We start from the raw sequence: 20,259 nt of genomic DNA on the forward strand, positions 1-20,259 counted from the left end.
CGCCCGCGGCGGCGCGGCCCCGGCGCTCACCCGGCGCGGCAGGCCGCTCGTGCTGCGCATGGTGCTCCCGGCCGGGCCGGAGGCGGCCCCGCTGCGCCGCGTCGGCGACCGGGTGGCCCGGATGCTGGACGCGGTGGGCATCCGCGCCGTGCCGGTCCGGGTGGCCGGCGGCGGATACTTCCGCGACCACGTGGCCGCGGGCGACTTCGACCTGGCGCTGTACTCCTGGCCGGCCACCGCCTACCCGGCCACCGACGCCCGCCCGGTCTACGCCAAGCCGCGGCCCGGCGCGGACGGCGCGCCGATGGTGGAGCAGAACTACACCCGGGTCGGCACGGACCAGATCGACCAGCTCTTCCGGCAGGCGGCCGGCGAACTGGACGAGGGCGCGGCCCGCGCGCTGGTCCGGCGCGCGGACGCCCGGATCTGGGCGGCGGCCGGATCGATCCCCCTCTACCAGCGCCCGCAGCTGGTCGCGGTGCGGCGCTCGGTCGCCAACGCCGGGGCCTTCGGCTTCGCCACGCCCCGCTACGAGGACATCGGCTTCCGGCGCGGGCAGCGGTAGGGCCCGGCGGGCGTGCGGGGGCGGGCCTGGCGGCCCCGGGAGGCGTACGGCGGCGGAGGCGGCCCGGGGCGGTTGTCCACAGGCGCCGCCGGGCCGCGCCCGGCGTTGTCCACAGCCCCCCGCACGCCCGCGCGCCCGCCCCGTACCATGGGCGGCAGGCCGTGGCGTGACTTGACCAGCCCGGCAAGGCGCACCGGCCAGGTCCGCGCCGCCGTCCACGATCCCGGGAGAAGCGCCGCAGGTATGCCCACGCGCCACGATATCCGCAATGTCGCCATCGTCGCCCACGTCGACCACGGCAAGACCACCCTTGTCGACGCCATGCTGAAGCAGGCGGGCGCGTTCGCCGCACACCAGCAGGTGGACGAGCGTGTCATGGACACCGGCGACCTGGAGCGCGAGAAGGGCATCACCATTCTCGCCAAGAACACCGCCGTGAAGTACCACCCCCCGGCCGGCGGCGACCCGGTCACGATCAACATCATCGACACCCCGGGCCACGCCGACTTCGGCGGTGAGGTCGAGCGCGGCCTGTCCATGGTCGACGCGGTGGTGCTGCTGGTGGACGCCTCCGAGGGCCCGCTGCCGCAGACCCGGTTCGTGCTGCGCAAGGCGCTTCAGGCCAAGCTGCCGGTCATCCTGTGTATCAACAAGACCGACCGCCCCGACGCCCGTATCGCCGAGGTCGTGGACGAGACGTACGACCTGTTCCTCGACCTGGACGCCACCGAGGAGCAGATCGAGTTCCCGATCGTCTTCGCGTGCGCGCGTGACGGCGTGGCGTCGCTGACCAAGCCGGAGGACGGCACGGTCCCGTCCGACAGCGACAGCCTGGAGCCGTTCTTCTCCACCATCCTGTCCACCGTCCCCGCGCCGGAGTACGACGCGGGCGCGCCGCTCCAGGCCCACGTCACCAACCTCGACGCGGACAACTTCCTCGGCCGCATCGCGCTGCTGCGGGTCGTGCAGGGCGAGTTGCGCAAGGGGCAGACGGTCGCCTGGATCCGGCGCGACGGCTCGGTGGCGAACGTCCGCATCACCGAGCTGCTGATGACCGAGGCGCTGACCCGCAAGCCCGCGGAGGCGGCAGGTCCCGGCGACATCTGCGCGGTCGCCGGCATCCCGGACATCATGATCGGCGAGACGCTGGCCGACCCGGAGAACCCGATCGCGCTGCCGCTGATCACGGTGGATGAGCCGGCGATCTCGATGACGATCGGCACCAACACGTCGCCGCTGGTGGGCAAGGGCGGCAAGGGCCACAAGGTCACCGCGCGGATGGTCAAGGACCGCCTGGACCGCGAGCTGATCGGCAACGTCTCGCTGCGCGTGCTGCCCACCGAGCGGCCGGACGCCTGGGAGGTGCAGGGCCGCGGCGAGCTGGCGCTGGCGATCCTGGTGGAGACCATGCGCCGCGAGGGGTACGAGTTGACGGTCGGCAAGCCGCAGGTGGTCACCAAGGAGGTCGACGGCAAGGTGCAGGAGCCCGTCGAGCGGATGACCATCGACTGCCCGGAGGAGCACCTGGGCGCGGTCACCCAGCTCATGGCGCAGCGCAAGGGCCGCATGGAGACCATGACCAACCACGGCTCGGGCTGGGTGCGCATGGAGTTCGTGGTGCCCTCGCGCGGCCTGATCGGGTTCCGCACGGAGTTCCTGACCGACACCCGGGGCACCGGCATCGCGCACTCGATCTTCGAGGGCCACGAGCCGTGGTTCGGCGAGCTGCGCACCCGCAGCAGCGGGTCGCTGGTGGCCGACCGGGCGGGCGCGGTGACCGCGTTCGCGATGACCAACCTCCAGGAGCGCGGCACGCTGTTCGTCTCGCCGGGCACGGAGGTGTACGAGGGCATGATCGTCGGCGAGAACAGCCGTTCCGACGACATGGACGTGAACATCACCAAGGAGAAGAAGCTCACGAACATGCGGTCCTCGACCGCCGACGTGACCGAGTCGCTGGTGCCGCCCCGGCTGCTGTCGCTGGAGCAGTCGCTGGAGTTCTGCCGCGACGACGAGTGCGTCGAGGTGACGCCGGAGACGGTCCGTATCCGCAAGGTCGTCCTGGACCAGAAGGACCGCGCCCGCGCCGCCTCCCGCGCCAAGCGGTAGCCCCGGCGCGCCGCGCCGCGCCGTCTGCCGCGTACAGCATCGCTCACAGCTGGCGCTCACAGCCCGGAACCCCTGCTTCCACGCAGCGTGGTTCCGGGCTTTCGCGTTTCCCTACACACATGGCCTGGGCATTGGTCAAATGATTAAGCCGCGCGGCGCGTCCGAATATCGAACACTAATGTCCGCATGGCGTGTTAACAGTCCGTTTCGCGGGTGTCTGTCGCTGATACTTTTGTCCGTATTTCGAGGCTCCGCGCGTAGACCTCGTGACCAAAGCGAGACCCGTTCAGTGTGGTTTTACGCGCTGGGGGTGCTCAATGATGGGTCCACCGAGCTCGGGTCAACGGGTCGTGACCATCGGGGGAACGATGCCCCGCGAGCGCACACGGGGGTACCGTCACGCGCTGTCCGGAGGCGTTCAGCGTCCGGTGCCCTTCTCATGACAGGGACTCCTGAGGAGGCATTCCCATGCGCGGTGCCAAGAGCGCCAGATGGGTCGCTATGGCCGCGGTGGTGGCGCTGGCCGCCACTGCCTGTGGCGGCGGCGACGATGAGGACGGCAGCCCGACGAGCGGCAAGCCCGATCCCAACGGGATCATCAAGGCCCAGCTCAGCGAGCCGGAGCGCGGTCTTCAGCCGGCGAACTCCAAGGACAGCCAGGGCAGCCGCGTCATCCGGCAGGTCTTCTCCGGTCTGGTCGACTACCAGCCGGGCACCGGCAAGCTGTTCAACGTCAACGCCGAGTCGATCACCACCTCCGACTCCCAGCACTGGACCGTCAAGCTCAAGCCGGGCTGGAAGTTCCACAACGGCGAGACGGTCACCGCGAAGTCCTACGTCGACGCCTGGAACTGGGCGGCGAACGTGAAGAACAACCAGCTCAACAGCAGCTGGTTCGCGGACATCAAGGGCTACGCCGACGTGCACCCCGACAAGGGCGAGCCGAAGGCCGCCGTGATGTCCGGTCTGAAGGTGGTGAACGACAACGAGTTCTCCATCGAGCTGACCAATCCGGTCGCCTACTTCGAGTACAAGCTCGGCTACGACGTCTGGTCGCCGCTGCCGCAGGCCTTCTACAAGGACCCCAAGGGGTTCGGCGACCACCCGATCGGCAACGGCCCCTACGAGTTCGTCAAGTGGGACCACAAGAAGCTGATCCAGGTGCGCCGGTTCGACGGCTACACCGGCCCGAACAAGGCCAGGAACGGCGGCATCGACTTCGTCAACTACACCACCGCCGACTCCGCCTACTCCGCACTGCGCTCGGGCAGCCTGGACTGGATCGAGCAGATCCCGACCACCTCGCTGGCCAACTTCCGCAGCGACCTGGGCGAGCGCGCGATCGACACCGACCAGAGCGCCATCCAGAACATCTCCTTCGCCTTCTACACCCAGCAGTGGAAGGACATCGACCCCCGCGTCAAGCAGGGCATATCGATGGCCATCGACCGGGACACGATCACCAAGAAGGTGCTCAACGGCAGCCGTATCCCGGCCACCGGCTTCGTGGCCAAGGGCGTACTCGGCCACCAGGAAGGGGTGTGCGGCGAGACCTGCACGTACAACCCGGCCAAGGCCAAGCAGCTCGTCCAGGCGGGCGGCGGCATCCCCGGCGGCAAGGTCACCATCCAGTACAACGCCGACCAGCCGCACAAGATCTGGGTCGACGCGGTGTGCAACAGCGTCCGTCAGGCGCTGGACGTGGAGTGCGTCGGCGACGCCAAGCCCGACTTCCAGGCCGACCTCAACGCGCGTGACAACAAGCAGGTCAAGTCGATGTACCGGTCCGGGTGGGTGCTCGACTACCCGTTCAACGCGAACTTCCTGCGCGACCTGTACGGCTCCGAGGCCGCGGGCAACACCGGCGGGTACTCCAACGCCGAGTTCGACCGGCTGTCGCAGCGGGCCGACACCGCCAAGACCCTCGCGGAGTCCCAGCGGCTGTACCAGGAAGCCGAGAAGGTGCTGGTCAAGGACCTGCCGTCGATCCCCCTGTGGTACTACCGGGTGGAGTCCGGCCAGTCCGCGCACATCTACGGCAAGATGCCGATGGGCCAGGACGGCGACCCGATCTTCACCGACGTCCAGGTGAAGCAGTAGTCCGCAGCGCACCCGGGACCGCCCGCCGGCGCCGCCGCCCCGCCAGGGGCGCGGAGCCCGCGGGCGGGGCACGGGGGCCGCGGCTGACGGCCGGCGGCCCCCGTGCCACCCCCCACGGCATGGAGGCATGATCCACTATGGGGCGTTACGTCGCGCGGCGACTGCTCCAGATGATCCCGGTGTTCATCGGGACCACTCTGCTGATCTTCCTGATGGTGCACTCGCTGCCCGGCGACCCGGTCCGGGCGATGTGGGGCGACAAGGCGGCCGACCCGGCCCAGATCGAGCAGCTGCGCCACTCCTTCGGCCTCGACAAGCCGCTGTGGCAGCAGTACGTCGACTACATGAAGGGCCTGTTCCAGGGCGACTTCGGGCAGACCTTCGGCGGCCGTCCGGTGTGGGACGAGGTCTCCGAGGCGTTCCCCGTCAGCGTCCGGCTGGCCGTGGTGGCCCTGCTCATCGAGATCGTCCTGGGCATCGGCCTCGGCGCCTGGGCCGGCCTGAAGGCCGGCAAGGCCGCCGACACCGGCGTCCTGATCTTCACCCTGGTGGTCATCTCGATCCCGGTGTTCGTCCTCGGCTACTTCGCCCAGACGATCTTCGCCAACCAGCTCGGCTGGGTCACCCCGAACGTGCAGGACTCCGAGGACATCACCCAGCTGGTCCTGCCCGGCTTCGTGCTGGCCCTGCTGTCCATGGCGTACGTGGCCCGGCTGACCCGGACCACCTTCGCGGAGAACCTGCGCGCCGACTACATGCGCACCGCCGTGGCCAAGGGCCTGCCGCGCCGCCGCGTGGTCGGCGTCCACCTGCTGCGCAACTCGCTCATCCCGGTGGTCACCTACCTCGGCGCCGACTTCGGCACCCTGTTCGGCGGCGCCGTGGTCACCGAGGGCATCTTCAACGTCCAGGGCGTCGGCAACCTGCTGTACAAGGCGCTCAGCCAGCGCGAGGGCAGCACCATCACCGGCGTCGTGACGATCTTCGTCCTGGTCTTCCTCGTCCTCAACCTGATCATCGACCTGCTGTACGCGGTCCTGGACCCGAGGATCCGGTATGCCTGACCTGACCGACGCGACGACCGCCGCCGGCGCCCCGGTCACCGGGTCCGTCCTCGCCGCCGCCGAGCCGCCCGAGCCGTCCGCCGCGGGCCCGGGCCCTGGCAGGCCGCGCAGTCTGTGGACGGACGCCTGGTACGACCTGCGCCGCCGGCCCATGTTCTGGATCTCCTCGGTGCTGCTCGTGCTGCTGGTGATGATCGCGGCCTTCCCCGGCCTGTTCACCGGCACCGACCCGCGCCACGCCGACCTGACCAACCACTTCCTGACCGGGCCGGAGTACGGGCACCTGTTCCAGTCCGACTGGTTCGGCTACGACAACCAGGGCCGCAGCGTCTACGCCCGCGTCGTCTACGGCACCCGCGCCTCCGTCCTGGTCGGCGTCGGCACCACCGTCGTGGTCACCCTCGTCGGCGGGCTGCTGGGCATGCTCAGCGGCTACTTCGGCGGCTGGATCGACGCCCTGATCTCCCGGATCACCGACATCTTCTTCGGGCTGCCGTTCCTGCTGGGCACGATGGTCGCCCTGAACGCCTTCACCGACCGCAAGGTGTGGGTGGTCTCCGGCGCGCTGGCCTTCCTCGGGTGGACGTCCATCGCCCGGGTGACGCGCAGCGCGGTGATCACCACCAAGCACGCCGACTACGTGGTGGCCGCCAAGGCGCTCGGCGCGGGCACCGGCCGCATCCTGCTGCGCCACATCCTGCCCAACTCCGTCGCCCCCGCGATCGTCGTCGCCACCATCTCCCTGGGCGGCTTCATCTCGGCCGAGGCCACCCTGTCGTACCTCGGCATGGGCCTGTCGGACCCGGCCATCTCGTGGGGAATCGACATCAACGCGGCGCGTGACGTCATTCGCGACCACCCGCATGTGATGCTGTTCCCGGCAGGCATGCTGAGCCTGACGGTCTTCGCGTTCATCATGCTCGGCGACGCGGTGCGCGACGCCCTCGACCCCAAGCTGCGCTGAGGAGGGCGTACGTGACCACCACCGAGAAGACCGCGACGGCCCCCGCCCCGGGCCGCACCCCGGACGGCGCACCGCTGCTGGAGGTCCGCGACCTGCACGTGGAGTTCCACACCCGGGACGGCGTGGCCAGGGCCGTCAACGGCGTGAACTACAGCGTGTCGGCCGGCGAGACCCTGGCCGTCCTCGGCGAGTCCGGCTCCGGCAAGTCCGTCACCGCCCAGGCGATCATGGGCATCCTCGACATGCCGCCCGGCCGCATCCCCCGGGGGGAGATCCTCTTCCACGGCCAGGACATGCTCACCATGTCCAAGGAGGCGCGCCGGAAGATCCGCGGCCAGAAGATCGCCATGATCTTCCAGGACGCGCTGTCCGCCCTGAACCCCGTGCTGTCGGTCGGCTACCAGCTCGGCGAGATGTTCCGCGTCCACCAGGGCCTCGGCCGCAAGGAGGCCAGGGCCAGGGCCGTGGAGCTGATGGAGCGGGTGCGTATCCCGGCCGCCCGGGAGCGGGTGGGGGACTACCCGCACCAGTTCTCCGGCGGCATGCGCCAGCGCATCATGATCGCCATGGCGCTGGCCCTGGAACCCGACCTGATCATCGCCGACGAGCCCACGACCGCGCTCGACGTGACCGTACAGGCGCAGGTCATGGAGCTGCTGGCGGAGCTCCAGCGGGAGTACCGCATGGGCCTGATCCTCATCACCCACGACCTGGGCGTCGTCGCCGACGTCGCCGACAAGATCGCGGTGATGTACGCGGGCCGGATCGTGGAGACCGCGCCCGTACACGAGCTGTACCGGCGGCCCGCCCACCCGTACACCCGCGGCCTGCTCGACTCCATCCCCCGCCTGGACCGCAAGGGCCAGGAGCTGTACGCCATCAAGGGCCTGCCGCCCAACCTCACCCGCATCCCCGACGGCTGCGCCTTCCACCCGCGCTGCCCGCGGGCACAGGACGTGTGCCGTACGGACGTGCCCCCGCTGCACCAGGTCACCGAGCCGGACGGCGGCGAGCTGCCGGGCCGCGGGAGCGCGTGCCACTTCTGGAAGGAGACGATCCATGGCTGAGGCGGAGCTGGAGAAGCCGGCGGCCCCCTCCGGTACGACGGCTGATCGTACGGGTGCGGAGCCGGCCCCCGGGACCGGGACGGCCGCCGGACCCGGGCCCGGACCCGAGTCCGAGACCGAGGCCGCCGTCGCCGCCATCGAGGCCCCCGCCGAGCGCGGCGAGCCGATCCTCCAGGTGCGCGGCCTGGTCAAGCACTTCCCGCTCACCCAGGGCATCCTCTTCAAGCGGCAGATCGGCGCGGTCAAGGCCGTCGACGGCGTCTCCTTCGACCTGTACAAGGGCGAGACGCTGGGCATCGTCGGCGAGTCCGGCTGCGGCAAGTCCACCGTCGCCAAGCTGCTGATGACCCTGGAGACCCCCACCGCGGGCCAGGTCTTCTACAAGGGCCAGGACATCACCCGGCTGTCCGGCCGCGCCCTGAAGGCCGTGCGCCGCAACATCCAGATGGTCTTCCAGGACCCGTACACCTCGCTGAACCCGCGCATGACGGTCGGCGACATCATCGGCGAGCCCTTCGAGATCCACCCCGAGGCGGCCCCCAAGGGCGACCGGCGCCGCCGCGTGCAGGAGCTGCTGGACGTCGTCGGCCTGAACCCGGAGTACATCAACCGCTACCCGCACCAGTTCTCCGGCGGCCAGCGCCAGCGCATCGGCATCGCCCGCGGCCTCGCCCTGAACCCCGAGGTGATCATCTGCGACGAGCCGGTGTCCGCGCTGGACGTGTCCGTACAGGCGCAGGTCATCAACCTGATGGAGAAGCTCCAGGACCAGTTCGACCTGTCCTACCTCTTCATCGCCCACGACCTGTCCATCGTCCGGCACATCTCCGACCGGGTCGGCGTGATGTACCTGGGCAGGATGGCCGAGATCGGCACCGACACCGAGATCTACGACCACCCCACCCACCCGTACACCCAGGCCCTCCTGTCGGCCGTGCCCGTCCCCGACCCGCAGGCGCGCGACGGCCGCGAGCGGATCATCCTCGCGGGCGACGTGCCCTCCCCGGCCAACCCGCCGTCGGGCTGCCGCTTCCGCACGCGCTGCTGGAAGGCGCAGGCGCGGTGCGCGCAGGAGGAGCCGGCGCTGGCGGTCCCGGCCCGCTTCGCGGGCCTTGACTCGCCGGTGGCCCACGAGTCGGCGTGCCACTTCGCGGAGGAGCGGGACGTGGTGCACGCGTAGCCCCTTGCGGGGTGCGCCTGCCCGGTTCGGGGAAGGAAGCGGCCGCCGCTTCCTTCCCTGCTCCTTTTCCGGCCGGTGCCCCGCCGGTCTGCCCAGGACAGTCGCCCGAGGCCCGGCTCAGGGCAGGAGCAGAGGGGCGGCGAGTCTGGAGTGGTCGACAAGGAGGATGAGCGGGACCTGTCTCGGACCCTGGACGAGGTTCGTAGCCCTGGGTAGTCTAGTCGTCACACGATTGATCTGGAGGTTGTGATGTCGGACCTTCGCCAGGTGCTCTTACGGAGCAACCACGACTCTGAGCTTCGCGCGGGACTGCGCGACGGCGACCCTCGGGTCCTCGCGGGTTACACCCTCGCTGAGGAGGAAAGCTCGGCGCTGCTGAGCGGAGACGAGAACGCCCTCTACAGGCTTCTCGACGACAGGAAGTACTTTCACATCCGCGAGAACGGCGCCTACGACGACGACGGCCTGACTGACTGACCCTTTCTGTCAGCGCGTCCGATTCGAGTTCTGATCAGAGAGGTTCTTCGTGATCGAACCTGCAAACTCAGGCGCGGCTCGCATTTCCATCGTGGGAATCGGTACAGTCAGTCTCATACAGATGAGCCGCGAGGCGGAAGCCGCGTTGCGTGCCGCCGACGAACTCTATGTCCTGCACGCGCAGAGTCTCGTGTTGGACTACCTTCGCGAGCATTTCGACCCGAAAGCCGTCGATCTTTCGACCGCTTACGCAGAGGACAAGGCCCGCAGGGAGACGTACCACGAAGTCGCCGGTATCGTGATCGCCGCCGCGACCGCCGGCCGCCACGTCGCCTACGTCACCTCGGGACATCCCCTCGTCCTGGTGACGCCGTCACAGCTCATCATGCAGGCCGCGAAAGAGCGCTCCATCCCGGTGGAGATCGTGCCCGGCATCTCCTCGCTCGACACTGTATGGGCCGACCTGGGATTCGATCCCGGTCCGGAGGGCGCGATGATGTTCGAGGCGACAACGCTGCTCCTGCGACGGTATCCCCTCATCCCGACTGTTCCCCTGTTTTTATGGCAGGTGAACTCTGTGGAAACCTCGCTCTACTCGACGCACAAAAACCGGCCGGAACGGTTCTCGCGTCTACAGCAGTACCTGGAGCAGTTCTACCCCGCAGATCACGTGACCAGACTGGTGCACAGCGCCTCTTTTCCGTTCACCCGGCCAGAAATCGCGGATATCCCGATCGGTGAACTCGGCGTCCTCTCCGAGGTGGCGACCTCTCAGCACATCCTCTACATCCCTCCGGTCGAGCGACAGCGGGTCGCCGACCGCGAACTGGCCGCCGCAGTTTCCAGCGTGGCGCATTTGCGCACCTTGATCGACATGGAGTGACAGCGCTCCGCTGCAAACCTGACATGCTTAGGGGTGACAGCGCGCTCCGGGTCGGCTATGCCGCTGGCTGCGAGCGCACTGTCACGTCCGTGGATGGCGGAGCCTGACTCGTAGGCGATGTCGGCTCATGCATGGAGGGTGTGCGCGAAACATGACGGATCAGGTCCGGTCCTTGGCCGACGAGGTGTCGGCGGCGGTGTCGGCGGCGATGGCTGCGGCTCTGCCGGTCGAGTTGGCTGGGGAGGACCCGCTGGTTCGCCGCTCCGACCGGGCGGACTTCCAGTCGAACGTCGCCCTCTCACTGGCCAAGCGAGTCGGACAGGCGCCACGTGACCTCGCGGCGACGCTGTCCGACCACGTGTCGACCGCGCCTTTCGTGGCCTCCGTCGAAGTGTCCGGTCCCGGCTTTCTCAACATCATCCTGTCGGACACCGTTCTCCTCGAACGCCTGAGCGCGCGTCTGGAGGACCCCCACCTCGGGGTATCCCGGACGCAGGAGTCACAGCGGGTGGTCGTCGATTACTCGGGCCCCAACGTGGCAAAAGAGATGCACGTAGGGCACCTGCGCTCCACGCTGATCGGTGACGCGCTCGTCCGGATCCTGGGACATCTCGGTGCCGAGGTGGTGCGGCAGAACCACGTCGGCGACTGGGGCACCCAGTTCGGCATGCTGATCCAGCACATCTTCGAGCACCCCGAGCAGCCCTGGCGGAGCGCGGATGTCGAGCAGGCCCTCACCGGTACGGCGGTCTCCGCCCTGGACGCGCTCTACCGGGCGGCGCGGGCCCGGTTCGACGCGGATCCGGCGTTCAAGGAGCGGGCGCAACAGCGGGTCGTCGCCTTGCAGGCAGGCGACGACGAGACCGTCTCCGCGTGGCGCGAGATCGTCGCTGAGTCCGAAGAAGCATTCCAGCGGATCTACAAGCGCCTCGGCGTACTGCTGACTCCAGACGACGTGGCTGGTGAGTCCTTCTACAACCCCCGGCTCCAGGACGTCGTCGACGAGCTGCGGACCAAGGGCGTGCTGGTCGAGAGCGAAGGCGCGCTGTGCGTGTTCTTCGACGACGTCCGCGGGCCCGACGACAAGCCGACGCCGCTGCTGGTGCAGAAGCGCGACGGCGGGTTCGGCTACGCCGCGACCGACCTGGCGGCCATCCGCTACCGCACCCAGGAACTGAAGGCCAATCGGCTGCTGTACGTGGTGGATGCCCGGCAGTCCCAGCATTTCGACATGGTCTTCCGTACGGCCGCACGCGCTGGCTGGCTGACCGACAGCGTGGAGCCCGTCCACGTCCAGAACGGCACCATCAACGGACCCGACGGCCGCCCCTTCAAGACCCGCTCCGGCGGAACCGTCCGGCTCGCGGACCTGCTCGATGACGCGCTGCGCCGCGCACGGGAGGTCGTCGCGGAGAAAGACCCATCCGTCAGCGCCGACCTCCTCGATGCCACCGCGGAGATCGCCAGCGTGGGGGCGGTCAAATACGCGGAGCTGTCGACGTCACGGACGCGCGACTACGCCTTCGACGTCAGCAGGATGGTCTCCTTCAGCGGTCAGACGGGCGTGTACTTGCAGTACACCCACACACGAATCGCGTCCATCCTGCGCAAGGCGCACGAGGCAGCGGCAGACGACTACCGGTTCCTGCCCGGCCTCACACTGCAACCAGCCGAGCGGGAACTCGCTCTGCTACTTGACGAGTTCAGCGCCACGCTCAACGCGGTGGCGTCGACCCTGGAGCCTCACCGGTTGGCCGGCTACCTCTACGAGCTGGCCACGGCGTACACGTACTTCTACGAGTCCTGCCCCGTACTCAAGGCCGACTCCGCAGAGGTCCGCGCGAACCGGCTCGCACTGTGCCGGCTCACCGGTGCGACCCTCGCCCAGGGCCTCGGCCTGCTGGGCATCACTGCTCCGAGCAGGATGTGACCTGAAACCTCCCGGTGCTGTCATCCCTCACCGCGCTGCCGAGTGGCAAGACCGAGAGCCCGCTCCAGAGATCGGGGGCGGGCTCTCGGGGAAGCCGATCGGGTGTTCTCAGACCGGTAGGGCCCTGTCCTTGAGGGCGGCGACGAACGACGACCAGCCGTCTGCGGAGACGAGGAGCACCGGGCCGTCCGCGACCTTGCTGTCCCGGACGGGGACGAGGCCGGGGCAGCCGTCGGCGACCTCCACGCAGTTGCCCTGCGCCCCGCTGTAGGAACTGGTGCGCCACACAGCGCCGGACAGAACCGCCACGCTGCCGCTGCCGGTAGTGCGGTACATCAACCCTGCTCCTTCATGAAGCGCGTGAGGAAGTCGCGCGTTTGATCGACACCGAGTGCGTCCGCCCGGAGCAGGTCGAAGGCGTGACCGTAGGTCGTGCGGTCCTGCTCGCGTTCGAGGTAGACACTACCTGCCTGCCCTTCGACGTACACCACGTCGAGGTCGCTGCGGATCGGGAACCCGTAGATCACGAAGGACCCGAGCAGAGCGACATGGGCCCCGGCTCCGAAGGGCAGCACCTGCAACGTGATGTTGGTGCGCTCCGAGGCTTCCGCCAGTGCCCGGACCTGCCTGGTCATGACGGCCGGGCTGCCGACCTCGCGGCGCAGGGCGGCCTCGTCCACAATCGCCCAGAGGCTCAACGGGTCTTCGCGGGACAGGGCCTGGTTCTGGCGCTGTAGCCGTACGTCCACCAGCGCGTTCACCTTCTCAGACGGCCTGTCCGGCTGAAGTGCGCGGGTGATGGCCCGCGCGTAGTCCGGCGTCTGCAACAGGCCCGGGACCAGCGCGAGTTCGTAGTTGCGGACGGTCTCGGCCTCCGACTCGAACGCGAGCAGGTTGGTGTACTGCCGCTCCAGCACGTCGTTGTACGGCCGCCACCACGTACGGCGCTTGCCCTCCCGGGCGAGCCCCTCCAGCGTGTCGCGCGTCTCCTCGGAGGTGACGCCGTAGAAGTCGAGAAGGGCTGTCACCTCGTGGACGCGCAGCCCGCTCCGGCCGCTCTCCAGGCGCGTCATCTTGGACGGGTGCCAACCCATCTGGTCGGCCGTCTCCTCGGACGTTCGCCCGGCACCCTCACGCAGGCTGCGCAGTTCCATGCCCAGCAGCCGACGGCGCATGGTCGGCTCTGCCGCCACGTGGATCACCTCCTGTCTCTCCGCCGGTCACAGTATGTCGTCCTGGCCGGCCCGAGTGGCCTCAAGTGAAGTCCAATTGGACTTGAAAATTGGTGGTTGCGCTCTGTGTGTGTGGGGCAGCATCCTAGAGGTGCGGGTTGGCCAGGCGCCAACCCGCCTGCATCTACAGGTCGTTGGTCCCCTCGAACGGGTGACAGCAGGGAGGAGTCCCTTGAAATCGGCAGAACCGCGTGCCCGGAAGCCAGAAGCGGCCCTCGCCGAGCGGACGGTGATGACCTGGGGGCCGGGCGGGATTCCCGTGCCCTACATCACGCCCTGGAGTGAGGAACGCGTCACGGTCGGCACGCTCACCGTCCGCCCGGACGGTTCAGGGCTGTGCTACGGCGACGAGACGTCGGCGGACCGGGACGCGCACGGCGTGCTGTGAAGTCGGCTGACCGAAGCCCCTGGACAGGGGAAGCCGGACTTCCGCTCTGTCCATCCCGCCCGCCAGCGTCGAGCCATGCTGGGGAACCTCTGTCAGGTCTGCGGCGGGGCGGCAAGCCGGACCTCCCGCGGCTGGTTGTTCCTCATGCCTCAGCGGGACGCCGCCGAGCGCTCCGAGGGCTGGCTGGAAGAGGCGTACAGCACCAAGCCGCCGATCTGTCTCCCGTGCGTGGCCACCGCCCTACGGCACTGCCCGCACCTGACGCGTCCGGTCGCCGTCCGGGTCCGGAAGCCCCGCCCGCGCGCCGTTCTGGGGGACTTCTTCGTGCCCGACAGCTCGGGGAGGCTGGTCAGGGCGGGCGGCGGCCATCTTCCTTACGGGCACCGGGACCGGGCCTGGTTCCTCGCGTCCCAGCTCGTCCTGGAACTGTGCCGGTGCACCGTGGTCGACCTCGGCCCGGAACTCGGCACGTGAGTCTCGCTGGCGAATGCGCGTGCGCCGCCCAGCACGTTCCGTCCCGGTGCTCGGGCCCTCGCCAGCCCGCCGGGGCCCGGGGCGGAGCCCCGGTTGCGGGAAGGGGCGGGGAGGGGAAGGGCCCGCCGCAGGCGCCGCGCACCCACCGCCGGGGCCCTCGCCCGGTCGGACCGCGCCCGGTCGGACCGCACGGCGTGCGCGGGCCCGCCGCCCGGGGTGTGCTGGGGGTCCGGCCCGAACCACGGGCCCGGCCCACGGCGGACCCCAGGGGGCACCCATGCGCACAGCCACGGCGGCAGCCCTCACGCTGGCCGCCGTCGCGCTGGCCGGGCTGGGGGCGGGCGCGTGCGGGGGAGGGGTGGCCGGGGCCGCGGCCGAGTCCGGGGTCGTACGGGCCTCGTGGAGCGACCCGCAGAGCCCGCTGGAACCGGCCAACACCAACGACGTGCCCGGCGGCAAGGTGCTCGGCATGATCTTCCGCGGGCTCAAGCGGTACGACCCGCGCACCGGCGCCGCCCGCAACGCGCTCGCCGAGCGGATCGAGACGGCCGACCAGCGCACGTACGCCATCACCGTCCGGCGCGGCTGGACGTTCAGCAACGGCGAGCCGGTCACCGCCCGGTCCTTCGCCGACGCCTGGAACTACGGGGCGCTGCTGGACCACCGGCAGAAGAACGCGTACTTCTTCCGGTTCATCGAGGGCTACGACCGGGTGCACCCGGACCGCGGCCGCCCGACCGCGAAGACGCTCTCCGGGCTGCGCGTGACCGGAAAGCGCACGTTTACCGTCCGGCTCACGCAGAAGTTCTCCACCTGGCCGACCACCCTGGGCTATACCGCTTACGCCCCGCTGCCGCGCGTGTTCTTCACCGACCACGAGGCGTGGCTGAGCAGGCCGGTCGGCAACGGGCCGTACGTGGTGGCGTCGTACACGCGCGGGGCGGTGATGAAGCTGCGCGCGCGCCCCGGCTACCCCGGGCCCGACCCGGCCCGCAACGCGGGCGTGGACCTTCAGGTCTACACCGACAGCGCCACCGCCTACACCGACCTGCGGGCGGGCAACCTCGACCTGGTGGACGACCTGCCCGCCGCGCAGCTCACGCACGTCGCGGGCGACCTCGGCGGGCGGTACGTCAACCAGCCCGCGGGGGTCCTCCAGACCCTCACCTTCCCGATGTACGACCGGCGGTGGGGCTCGGTGCGGGCGGCGGGGCTGCGGCGCGGGATCTCGCTGGCCATCGACCGGAAGGCCGTCACCGACCGCGTCTTCCACGGCACCCGCACCCCCGCCACCGACTGGACCTCCCCGGTGCTGCGCGCGACCGGCGGCTACCGGCCCGGCCTGTGCGGGGACGCCTGCGGGTACGACCCGAAGCGGGCCCGGCGGCTGATCCGGGCGGCGGGCGGGCTGCCCGGCGGGCGGATGACCATCGCGTACAACGCCGACAGCGGCTCGCACCGGGAGTGGGTCGACGCCGTGTGCAACGGAATCAACCGGGCGCTGGGCGACGACCGGGCGTGCACGGGCAGCCCGGTGGGCACGTTCGCCGACTACCGCGACCGGCTCACCGACCAGCGGATGACCGGCCCGTTCCGCGCGGCCTGGCAGATGGACTACCCGCTGATCCAGAACTTCCTCCAGCCGCTGTACTACACCAGCGGCTCCTCCAACGACGCCCGCTTCCACGACGCGGACTTCGACCGCCAGGTGGACCGGGCCAACGCCGCCGCCACCCCGCGCGAGGCCGTCGCCGCCTTCCAGCGCGCCGAGCGGATCCTGGCCCGCCGCATGCCCGCCGTGCCGCTGTGGTACCAGAACGGCAGCGCGGGCTACTCGCGGCGGCTGGCGGACGTGGCGCTCGACCCGTTCGGCACGCCCGTGTACGAGCGGATCGCGGCGGGCTGAGCCATGGCCCGGCACGTGATCCGACGGCTGCTCCAGATGGTCCCGGTGCTCGCGGGCAGCACGTTCCTGATCTTCCTCATGGTGTACGCGCTGGGCGACCCGGTCGCGGCCCTGTTCGGCGACCGGGCGCCGGATCCGGCCACCGCCGCGCGCGTACGCCACGACCTGTACCTGGACCGGCCGCTGTGGCGGCAGTACGCCCACTACATGAGCCAGGTGCTGCGCGGCGACTTCGGCACGTCCTTCACCGGCGACCCGGTCACCGCCCTGATGCGCGCCGCCTTCCCGGTCACCGCCCGGCTCACGCTCGTCGCCGTCGTGTTCGAGTCGGCCGCCGGAATCGCCCTCGGGCTGGCCGCCGGGCTGCGCCGCGGGCGCGGGGCCGACACCGCCGTCCTGCTGCTGACCCTGGTCGCGCTCGCCGTGCCCACCTTCGTCAGCGGCACCGTGCTCCAGTACCTGCTCGGCGTGCGGTGGGCGTGGGTCAGCCCGACCGTCGCGCCCGAGGCGCCGCTGGGCCAACTGCTGCTGCCCGGCGCGGTGCTGGGCCTGGTCTCCGTCGCGTACACCACCCGGCTCACCCGCACCAGCCTGGCCGAGCACACCCGCGCCGACTACCTGCGCACCGCCGTCGCCAAGGGCCTGCCGCGCCGCCGCATCGTCACCCGCCACCTGCTGCGCAACTCGCTGATCCCCGTCGTCACCTTCGTCGGCACGGACCTCGGCGCGCTGCTCGGCGGCGCCGTCGTCACCGAGCGGATCTTCAACATCCACGGTGTGGGCTACCAGCTCTACCAGGGCATCCTGCGCCACAACGCCCCGACCGTCGTCGGCTTCGTGACCATCCTCGTCATCGTCTTCCTGCTCGCCAACCTGGCCGTGGACCTGCTGTACGCCCTGCTCGACCCGAGGATCCGCCATGTGTGAGCCGTGTGCGCCGCCCTGCGCGCCGCCCTGTGAACCGTCCGCCTCCGCCGTGCCGGGTGAGTGCCGTGACTGAGGCCGCCGCCCCGCGCCCGCCGGGGCCGCCGCGCCGCCCCCGCCAGACCTCCTGGGGCCTGGCGGGCGGCCCGCCGCCCCCGCCCGCGCCGCCCGCGCGCGGCATGTGGGCCGACGCCCGCCGCACCCTGCTGCGCGACCCCGTCTTCCTGCTGTCCGCGCTGGCCATCGGCTTCCTCGTGGTCATCGCCGTCTGGCCGGGCCTGGTCGCGCACGGCAACCCGTACCGGGCCGACCTGATGCGGGCGCGCGAGGGCCCGCAGCCCGGCCACCCGTTCGGCTTCGACACCCAGGGCCGCGACGTGTACACCCGTACGGTCTACGGCGCGCGCGCCTCGCTGACCGTCGGCGTGTGCGCCACGGCCGGCGCGGCCCTGCTCGGCGGCGTCGTCGGCGGGCTGGCGGGCTTCCGCGGCGGCTGGTGGGACGCGGTGCTCTCGCGCGTCGCCGACGTCTTCTTCGGCATCCCGGTGCTGCTGGGCGGCCTGGTGTTCCTGTCCGTGATGGCCGGCGGCTCGGTGTGGCCGGTGGTCGGCTTCCTGGTGCTGCTGGGCTGGCCGCAGATCTCCCGCATCGCGCGCGGCGCGGTGCTGGCCACCGCCCGGCACGACTACGTGCAGGCCGCGCGGGCGCTCGGCGCGAGCGGGACGCGCGTGCTGCTGCGGCACATCGCGCCGGGGGCGCTGGCGCCCGTGATCGTCGTGGCGACGCTGGCGCTGGGCACGTACATCTCGCTGGAGGCGACGCTGTCGTTCATCGGCGTGGGCCTGAAGCCGCCCACCGTCTCCTGGGGCACCGACATCTCGGCCGCGTCCACCGAGCTGCGCGACGCGCCGCACATGCTGCTGTGGCCCGCGGGCGCGCTGAGCATCACGGTGCTCGCGTTCGTGATGCTGGGGGACGCGGTACGGGAGGCGCTGGACCCGACGCTGCGGTGACGCGCGGCAGGGCGATGGCGCGTCACCCGGGCGACCGGGCCAGTATCCGGCCGCGCGCGTCGTAGACGGTCACGTGGATCAGGGCGGGATTCCCCGCCCGTCCCACCGCCCGCCGTCGGCGTACCCCCGGTGGCGGGCCGTCAGGCCGTCACCGCTCGCCCTCCGCGACCAGCCGGGCGCAGGTGCGCACGACCGCCTCCCGGGCGCGGCGCAGGTCCGCCAGCTCGTCCCGGTGCCGCGTGGCGTACCGCTTCTCGTACGCCGCGAGGACCGACCACCACACGCCGACCGTGTTGGTGCGCTGCTTGCACGCCACGTCGGCGACGGCCACGGCGGTCTCCTCCCGGGTGGCCGCGGCGGCCTTCCGCCAGCGGACGTCGTTCTGCGCCGCCATGGGGTCGGCGTAGGCGAGCCCGGACCGCCTCATGCACGCGCTCCACCCGGCGAAGGCCGCCCGCACCCGGTCGTCCCGTTGCGCCTGCCGGTACAGGTCGTACCGCGGCCTGGAAACGCCGCTCAGGATGTCGACACCCGCCTGCGCGCCCTCGTGCGTCACCCGGTACGCCTCGGCCGAGCAGCCCCCCTCGGGCACCGTGCGCCCGGCGACCCGTCGCCCGGCGTTCGCCCCCTGGTACACGGCGTTCTCCGCCGCCGTGGTGCCGCCGCCCGGCGGCGGTGTGCTTCGAGGCCCTTCGGGCGGGGAGTGGTAGCCGTACCGGGCGGCGCCGGTCGCGTCGATCGCGTAGAAGTACCGCGACGGGTCGGCCCGGTCGCCGCGGTAGGACGCGTCGACGCTGGAGTCCAGGCCCCGGAAGTCCGGGAAGCCGAAGCGCGCCATGCACCGCCGGGCGGCGACGCGCTGGCCCTTCATGTACGTCAGGTACTGCTCCCGGGTGAGCGCGTGCGCGTCGAGCGGCAGACCGGGCACGTCCGCGCTGCTCGTCACCTTCGGCACGCGCTCCGCCGGGGGCGGGCCGTCCGCGGTCCCCTTCCCGGTTCCCTCGCTGGTCCCCTCGCCGGTCCCGCCGCTGGTCCCGCACGCGGCGAGCAGCCCCGCGGCCAGGACCGCGCACGCGGCCGTCACCCCCCGCCCGTACCGGCGTGACCGGTTCCGCACGGCTGATCCCCCGTTCTCTTCGGTGTGCCGTCGGCGGCCGGGCCGGGACGGGCAGGTGGTGTACGGGCGCTGTGGACCGGTCAGGCCGGGGCCCCGCAGCCGCTGCGGGCTGCGGGGCCGGTGTTGTGCCGGTGGATCAGCTGAACTGGGCGGACGTCACCTTGTTGCTGAGGACACCGAGGTCGGGCGACTCGGTGAACCACGCCGACTGGATGCCCTGGTAGTTGATGTGTTCGAAGAGCTTGACGTCGCAGTTCGCGTAGCCGCGCGCGGAGGACGTCAGGTTGTCGAACCCGGAGGTCGCCAGATTCGGAATGCTGTGCTCCAGGGACACGTCGGTGTCGCAACCGGTGTCGTCGTAGACGGGCAGCGACGCCCCGCCGTAGTTCAGGCCGTCGTACAGCCGCGCGGAGAGGACCTGGGCGGTCCCGGTGGTGGAGCTGTGGCCCTCCGCGGCCGATCCCGTGGCCTGCGCGGGAAGGGCGGCGGAGAGGACGGCGGCGCCCGCCAGGGCGATCCCGGCCAGTGCGGTCCGTATACGCATGGTGCTCATTCCTTTCATCGCCCAACAAAAGGAACGGGTAATTCCCTTTCCTGGCCCGGTGAGTTCACCGGGCGGAAGGGCCCGTATCGGGTACGGGAAAAGCATGCCGACCGCGGACCGGAAAGTCGTTGGCTGACAGTCCACAACGATTGACGACGCGTCTACGGTGCTCCGGACCCGGCCTGCGCGCGGAATTCCCGGGGGGATATGCCGTACGCGGTGCGGAAGGCGCGGCTGAAGTCGGAAGGGTGCGTGAAGCCGCATCGGGTGGCGACGCCGTGGATGGGCAGGGCGCGCAGGGCCGGGTCGGCGAGGTCGCGGC

General features: G+C 70.8%; 19 protein-coding genes and 1 pseudogene. 15 read left to right on the top strand and 5 right to left on the bottom strand.

Annotated features, from left to right (window positions below):
* The 10 genes and pseudogenes from RKE29_RS15720 to argS form a co-directional block, all read left to right on the top strand.
* Window positions 1-565, top strand: a pseudogene (locus tag RKE29_RS15720) (ABC transporter family substrate-binding protein); the annotation flags it as partial.
* Between the two features lie 243 nt (window positions 566-808).
* Window positions 809-2,674, top strand: coding sequence for a translational GTPase TypA (typA, locus tag RKE29_RS15725; RefSeq protein WP_312006012.1), 1,866 nt, complete (start codon window positions 809-811; stop codon window positions 2,672-2,674).
* Between the two features lie 468 nt (window positions 2,675-3,142).
* Window positions 3,143-4,774, top strand: coding sequence for an ABC transporter substrate-binding protein (locus RKE29_RS15730; protein WP_312006013.1), 1,632 nt, complete (start codon window positions 3,143-3,145; stop codon window positions 4,772-4,774).
* A 137-nt stretch (window positions 4,775-4,911) separates the two neighbouring features.
* On the top strand, window positions 4,912-5,838 hold the full coding sequence (locus RKE29_RS15735) for an ABC transporter permease (RefSeq protein WP_312006014.1): 927 nt from the start codon (window positions 4,912-4,914) through the stop codon (window positions 5,836-5,838).
* Complete coding sequence (locus RKE29_RS15740) at window positions 5,831-6,802, top strand: ABC transporter permease (protein ID WP_312006015.1); 972 nt, start codon at window positions 5,831-5,833, stop codon at window positions 6,800-6,802. The genes RKE29_RS15735 and RKE29_RS15740 overlap by 8 nt, the downstream gene beginning before the upstream one ends.
* Before the next feature lie 11 nt (window positions 6,803-6,813).
* Window positions 6,814-7,869, top strand: coding sequence for an ABC transporter ATP-binding protein (locus RKE29_RS15745; protein ID WP_312006016.1), 1,056 nt, complete (start codon window positions 6,814-6,816; stop codon window positions 7,867-7,869).
* Window positions 7,862-9,049, top strand: coding sequence for a dipeptide ABC transporter ATP-binding protein (locus RKE29_RS15750; RefSeq protein ID WP_312006017.1), 1,188 nt, complete (start codon window positions 7,862-7,864; stop codon window positions 9,047-9,049). The genes RKE29_RS15745 and RKE29_RS15750 overlap by 8 nt, the downstream gene beginning before the upstream one ends.
* Window positions 9,050-9,298: 249 nt before the next feature.
* A complete protein-coding gene (locus tag RKE29_RS15755) occupies window positions 9,299-9,526 on the top strand; it encodes a hypothetical protein (protein WP_312006018.1) in 228 nt (75 codons plus the stop codon).
* A 49-nt stretch (window positions 9,527-9,575) separates the two neighbouring features.
* A complete protein-coding gene (locus RKE29_RS15760; protein WP_312006019.1) occupies window positions 9,576-10,409 on the top strand; it encodes an SAM-dependent methyltransferase in 834 nt (277 codons plus the stop codon).
* Between the two features lie 151 nt (window positions 10,410-10,560).
* Window positions 10,561-12,339, top strand: a complete 1,779-nt coding sequence (gene argS, locus RKE29_RS15765; protein ID WP_312006020.1) for an arginine--tRNA ligase — start codon at window positions 10,561-10,563, stop codon at window positions 12,337-12,339.
* A gap of 108 nt (window positions 12,340-12,447) precedes the next feature.
* On the opposite strand, the gene RKE29_RS15770 is transcribed toward argS, so the two are convergent.
* Both RKE29_RS15770 and RKE29_RS15775 read right to left on the bottom strand, forming a co-directional pair.
* Window positions 12,448-12,675 carry a DUF397 domain-containing protein gene (locus tag RKE29_RS15770; protein ID WP_312006021.1) on the bottom strand — a complete coding sequence of 76 codons (228 nt, stop codon included), beginning with the start codon at window positions 12,673-12,675 and terminating at the stop codon, window positions 12,448-12,450.
* Window positions 12,675-13,532: a helix-turn-helix transcriptional regulator gene (locus RKE29_RS15775; protein ID WP_312006022.1), complete on the bottom strand. Its 858-nt coding sequence runs from the start codon at window positions 13,530-13,532 to the stop codon at window positions 12,675-12,677. The genes RKE29_RS15770 and RKE29_RS15775 overlap by 1 nt, the downstream gene beginning before the upstream one ends.
* Before the next feature lie 211 nt (window positions 13,533-13,743).
* On the opposite strand from RKE29_RS15775, the gene RKE29_RS15780 reads away from it, so the two are divergent.
* From RKE29_RS15780 to RKE29_RS15800, 5 genes are all read left to right on the top strand, one after another.
* Window positions 13,744-13,959, top strand: coding sequence for a hypothetical protein (locus RKE29_RS15780; protein ID WP_312006023.1), 216 nt, complete (start codon window positions 13,744-13,746; stop codon window positions 13,957-13,959).
* 144 nt (window positions 13,960-14,103) lie between these two features.
* Complete coding sequence (locus RKE29_RS15785) at window positions 14,104-14,433, top strand: hypothetical protein (RefSeq protein WP_312006024.1); 330 nt, start codon at window positions 14,104-14,106, stop codon at window positions 14,431-14,433.
* A 277-nt stretch (window positions 14,434-14,710) separates the two neighbouring features.
* The gene (locus RKE29_RS15790; protein WP_312006025.1) at window positions 14,711-16,339 is read left to right on the top strand and encodes an ABC transporter substrate-binding protein; all 1,629 of its coding nucleotides are present in this window, start codon (window positions 14,711-14,713) and stop codon (window positions 16,337-16,339) included.
* A gap of 3 nt (window positions 16,340-16,342) precedes the next feature.
* Window positions 16,343-17,266, top strand: coding sequence for an ABC transporter permease (locus tag RKE29_RS15795; protein ID WP_312006026.1), 924 nt, complete (start codon window positions 16,343-16,345; stop codon window positions 17,264-17,266).
* A gap of 65 nt (window positions 17,267-17,331) precedes the next feature.
* Window positions 17,332-18,276, top strand: coding sequence for an ABC transporter permease (locus RKE29_RS15800; RefSeq protein ID WP_312006027.1), 945 nt, complete (start codon window positions 17,332-17,334; stop codon window positions 18,274-18,276).
* A 148-nt stretch (window positions 18,277-18,424) separates the two neighbouring features.
* On the opposite strand, the gene RKE29_RS15805 is transcribed toward RKE29_RS15800, so the two are convergent.
* From RKE29_RS15805 to RKE29_RS15815, 3 genes are all read right to left on the bottom strand, one after another.
* Complete coding sequence (locus tag RKE29_RS15805; protein ID WP_312006028.1) at window positions 18,425-19,360, bottom strand: hypothetical protein; 936 nt, start codon at window positions 19,358-19,360, stop codon at window positions 18,425-18,427.
* 169 nt (window positions 19,361-19,529) lie between these two features.
* Window positions 19,530-19,937, bottom strand: coding sequence for a hypothetical protein (locus RKE29_RS15810; protein WP_312006029.1), 408 nt, complete (start codon window positions 19,935-19,937; stop codon window positions 19,530-19,532).
* A gap of 161 nt (window positions 19,938-20,098) precedes the next feature.
* Window positions 20,099-20,259 (bottom strand): helix-turn-helix domain-containing protein (locus RKE29_RS15815; RefSeq protein WP_312006030.1); only part of this gene is annotated, 161 nt, incomplete at its 5' end.

Source organism: Streptomyces sp. B1866 (genome assembly GCF_031932565.1).
GTDB lineage: Bacteria > Actinomycetota > Actinomycetes > Streptomycetales > Streptomycetaceae > Streptomyces.